The sequence below is a fragment of the Clostridium sp. genome, assembly GCF_016650095.1.
GTDB lineage: Bacteria > Bacillota > Clostridia > Clostridiales > Clostridiaceae > Clostridium_AD.
Genome location: NZ_JAENWL010000359.1, coordinates 1 through 3,870, shown reverse-complemented (window position 1 = coordinate 3,870; position 3,870 = coordinate 1). Strand labels below are relative to the sequence as shown.

The window sequence follows — 3,870 nt, the reverse complement described above, 5'->3', positions numbered from 1 at the left end:
GCTTTAGATAAGGGGGTATTTAAATGCAAAAAAAAGAGATTATAGCAATGATCCTGGCAGGTGGACAAGGTAGTAGGCTTAAGATGCTTACTAAAAATACAGCAAAACCCGCAATACCTTTTGGTGGAAAATATAAAATTATTGATTTCACTCTAAGTAATTGTTCAAATTCGGGAATAGATACAGTAGGGGTATTAACACAATATCAACCACTTGCTTTAAATTCTCATATAGGTATAGGTATTCCTTGGGATTTAGATAGGAATACCGGTGGTGTTACTCTACTTCCTCCTTATATGCAGGAATCAGGAGGAGACTGGTATAAAGGTACTGCTAATGCAATCTATCAAAATACTAACTTTATAGACTCCTATGACCCTGAGTATGTACTTATTCTCTCTGGAGACCATATTTATAAAATGGATTATTCCAAAATGCTCGATTATCATAAAGAAAAATGTGCTGATGCTACTATAGCAGTATTCGAAGTTCCACATGAGGAAGCTTCTAGATTTGGATTAATGAATACTACTACAGATAATAAAATATATGAGTTTGAAGAAAAACCACAAGATCCTAAAAGCAATATGGCTTCTATGGGTGTATATATTTTCAATTGGAAGTTTCTTAAACATTTTCTTAAAGACGATGAAAACAATAAACACTCTAGCAACGATTTCGGGAAAAATATCATACCCGCTATGCTTAAAAGCGAAAAAAATATATATGCATATCCTTTTAAAGGATATTGGAAAGATGTAGGTACTATTAAAAGTCTTTGGGAAGCAAATATGGATTTAATAGATGACAATAATGAACTAAATATTCATGATGAATCTTGGAGAATATACTCCATAAACCCTAGTAGCCCAGCTCAATATATAGGCCCTAATGCAAAAGTGACTAATTCTTTAGTAGTGCAAGGATGTATTGTCCTCGGGGAGGTTTCCAATTCAGTGCTGTTTCAAGGAGTTACAGTTGGTAAGAATTCTAAAATATCTAATTCTGTGATAATGCCTAATACCAAAATATCTGATAATGTTATTATTAATAAAGCTATAATCGGTAATAATGTTATTATAAGAGGTCATTCTCTTGTAGGTATTTCTGATGATATAACTCTTATCTCAGAAGGCACTGAGATTAAATCTAATTCAGTTATAAGATGAGGTGTTTAAATGCTTAATAATTATATGGGTATATTAAATTTAAATGAAGATGAAACAAATATAATAAGTCTTACCAAGAGCAGACCTCTCGCTTCTATTCCTATAGGTTCTAGGTATAGAATTATAGATTTTGCATTATCTAATATGGTTAATTCAGGTCTCAGAAATATTGGCCTTTTTACTCAAAGTAAATCTCGTTCTTTAGTTGATCATGTAGGAGCGGGTAAACCTTGGGATTTAGACAGAAGACTTAATGGGCTGTTTGTTTTTAATTTTGGAATTGCAAACTCGTCTTTGAATGATGTAGAAATGTTGTGGAACAATATGGAGTATATATATAGAAGTAAAGAAGACAACGTAATCCTTTCCTCTTCTTATATGGTAGGAAATATTGATTACATGGCCGCTGTGAAATATCATGAAGACCAACATCAAGATATAACTGTTATATACAAAAATATTAATACTGGAACTAAAAATTTCATAAATTGCGACGTATTGAATATAGATGAAAACAATAACGTACTAAGTGTAGGTAAAAATATCGGCGCCTACAGTACTTTAAATATTTCCATGGAAATGTTCATTATGAAAAAAGATCTTTTGATATCGATTATTAGTAAATGTATTCAAAATGGCTCTTACTGTACGATTAAGGATTCTATAAATAAAAGCCTTCAGGATTTAAAGGTTACAGCTTATGAATTTAAAGGCTACCTTCAATGTGTTAATTCAGTAAGCTCTTACTATAAAACTAATATGGACATGCTAAACCTAAAAACTACTAAAGAATTATTTTTCAAAAATGGGCCTATTTTTACAAAAAGTATTGATAAACCACCTACTAAATATGACCATGAAAGCAAAGTAAAAAGTTCGATAATTGCAGATGGCTGTATTATAGAAGGACTTGTTGAAAATAGTATTATATCAAGAGGAGTTGTGGTTCATAAAGGTGCTGAAATTAGAAACAGTGTCATCCTTCAAAACTGTGAAATTAAAGAAAATTCTAAGCTCTTTAATGTTATAATAGATAAAAACGTAATTATAGATAAAGGTAAAGAGCTTAATGGTGATGAAGAATTCCCACTTGTAATTGAAAAAAGGGTTTTATTTTAAATGGTATAAATATAGCAGCAGTAACTTTATAAGTTACTGCTGCTAATTAATTTTATATAATCTCTTTAAGTAAAGTTATTTTTCTATTGAAGTTTTACTTTTCTTAAGTATATCTTCAAATTTGGAATCTTCTTCTTTTCCTTTATTGGGTAAGCTTTCCACATAAACACTCGTGCTTGGGAATGCAATTGAAACTCCTTCTTGCTGCATTATATCCATTATACTGAAATTAATACTTTCCTTTATTTTTAAGTACTCCGCTAGTTCTGTTGTATTAACAAAGAAATATATAAAAATATCCAAACTACTGTCATTGAATTTATCAAATCTAACATAGCTACCTTCTTTATTAACATCAGGATGATTCTCTATCATATTTCTAATGTTCGTAACGCAGCTCTCTAATTTTTCCTTAGAAGTTCCATAAACTACTCCTAAATTAAAATAAATCCTCCGTTTTCCTCTCCTACTAAAATTTGTAACAGGTTCACTAGTTAATTTTGAATTTGGAACTATTATTAATGCTTGATCAAAGGTCCTTATTTTGGTAATTCTAAACGTAATCTCCTCTATTGTACCTTCTATAGTGTCGATACTAACCCAATCTCCAAAAGAAAAAGGTTTATCTAATATTATAAAAATACCTGCAATAATATTAGCTGCAGCATCTTTTGCTGCTAGTGCAAATGCCAATCCCCCTAGTCCAAGACCAGTAACAAACCCTTGAATATTATATCCCCAGGTTTCCGCAACTATAGTGATAACTATTGCTACTAGAATAATTCTTAATGTTTTTGACATAAATGGTAATAGTATTTTATCTACTTTTATATCATATGCCTTACGCATCTTCTCAAACAACAGAGAAGATTCTTCAGTAAGATTATATAGTCCCCAAAATATTAAAATTATTACAGCAGAACTAAACACCCTGTCCATGAATATAATATCAATTGGAATATCTGCAATAATTAAAATTTTAAAAGCAAAATAAAATCCTAGCACTTCAAAAAAATTAGTTACAGGTTTTTGAAAAGCAGTTACTATTTTGGTATCTGCATTAAACTTTGTTTTATTAGCCATCCTTAATATAATTTTTAATACATGTTTTGTAAATACCTTTTTTAATAATACAAATAATAGGAAAACTCCAATAGCTAATCCTACATATTTAAGTTTGTACAAAGCTATATCTTTAAAAATATATTGTGTTTTGTCCTTCGCAAAAAAATCAACTACGGATTGAAACAAAAGATCACGCTCCTTTTCCCTTTTATTTATGCATATATTCATTCTAAACTAATAATGTTATTTTCTCAATGTGTTATGCAACATATTTTCAATTAAAATAAAAAAAAGCACTTCATAAAGAAGTGCTTTTTTGGTGGCTTACCGGGGAATCGAACCCCGGACACCATGATTAAAAGTCATGTGCTCTACCAACTGAGCTAGTAAACCATGTTTACCTGGCGACGACCTACTCTCCCACAAAGTTACCCCTGCAGTACCATTGGCGCATTGAAGCTTAACCGACCTGTTCGGTATGGGAAGGAGTGTTACCTTCATGCCATAATCACCAGAT

At 30.9% G+C, this 3,870-nt stretch carries 3 protein-coding genes, 1 tRNA gene and 1 rRNA gene; 2 read left to right on the top strand and 3 right to left on the bottom strand.

What is annotated here, in order from left to right:
• Nucleotides 1-23 precede the first annotated feature (23 nt).
• Complete coding sequence (locus JJE11_RS16215) at nucleotides 24-1,169, top strand: glucose-1-phosphate adenylyltransferase (RefSeq protein ID WP_291637485.1); 1,146 nt, start codon at nucleotides 24-26, stop codon at nucleotides 1,167-1,169.
• A gap of 9 nt (nucleotides 1,170-1,178) precedes the next feature.
• Nucleotides 1,179-2,288, top strand: a complete 1,110-nt coding sequence (gene glgD, locus JJE11_RS16210) for a glucose-1-phosphate adenylyltransferase subunit GlgD (RefSeq protein ID WP_291637483.1) — start codon at nucleotides 1,179-1,181, stop codon at nucleotides 2,286-2,288.
• Nucleotides 2,289-2,363: 75 nt separating this feature from the next.
• On the opposite strand, the gene JJE11_RS16205 is transcribed toward glgD, so the two are convergent.
• The 3 genes from JJE11_RS16205 to rrf form a co-directional block, all read right to left on the bottom strand.
• Nucleotides 2,364-3,539 (bottom strand): mechanosensitive ion channel family protein, encoded by a 1,176-nt coding sequence (locus JJE11_RS16205; protein ID WP_291637481.1) that lies wholly within the window; start codon nucleotides 3,537-3,539, stop codon nucleotides 2,364-2,366.
• Between the two features lie 131 nt (nucleotides 3,540-3,670).
• Nucleotides 3,671-3,746, bottom strand: a tRNA-Lys gene (locus JJE11_RS16200).
• Between the two features lie 6 nt (nucleotides 3,747-3,752).
• Nucleotides 3,753-3,869, bottom strand: a 5S ribosomal RNA gene (gene rrf / locus JJE11_RS16195).
• Between the last annotated feature and the right edge of the window lies 1 nt (nucleotide 3,870).

Excerpts from the sequence above, each read along its gene's own strand:
- JJE11_RS16215 (WP_291637485.1), top strand. The coding sequence starts at position 24 with ATGCAAAAAAAAGAGATTATAGCAATGATCCTGGCAGGTGGACAAGGT.
- glgD (WP_291637483.1), top strand. The coding sequence starts at position 1,179 with ATGCTTAATAATTATATGGGTATATTAAATTTAAATGAAGATGAAACA.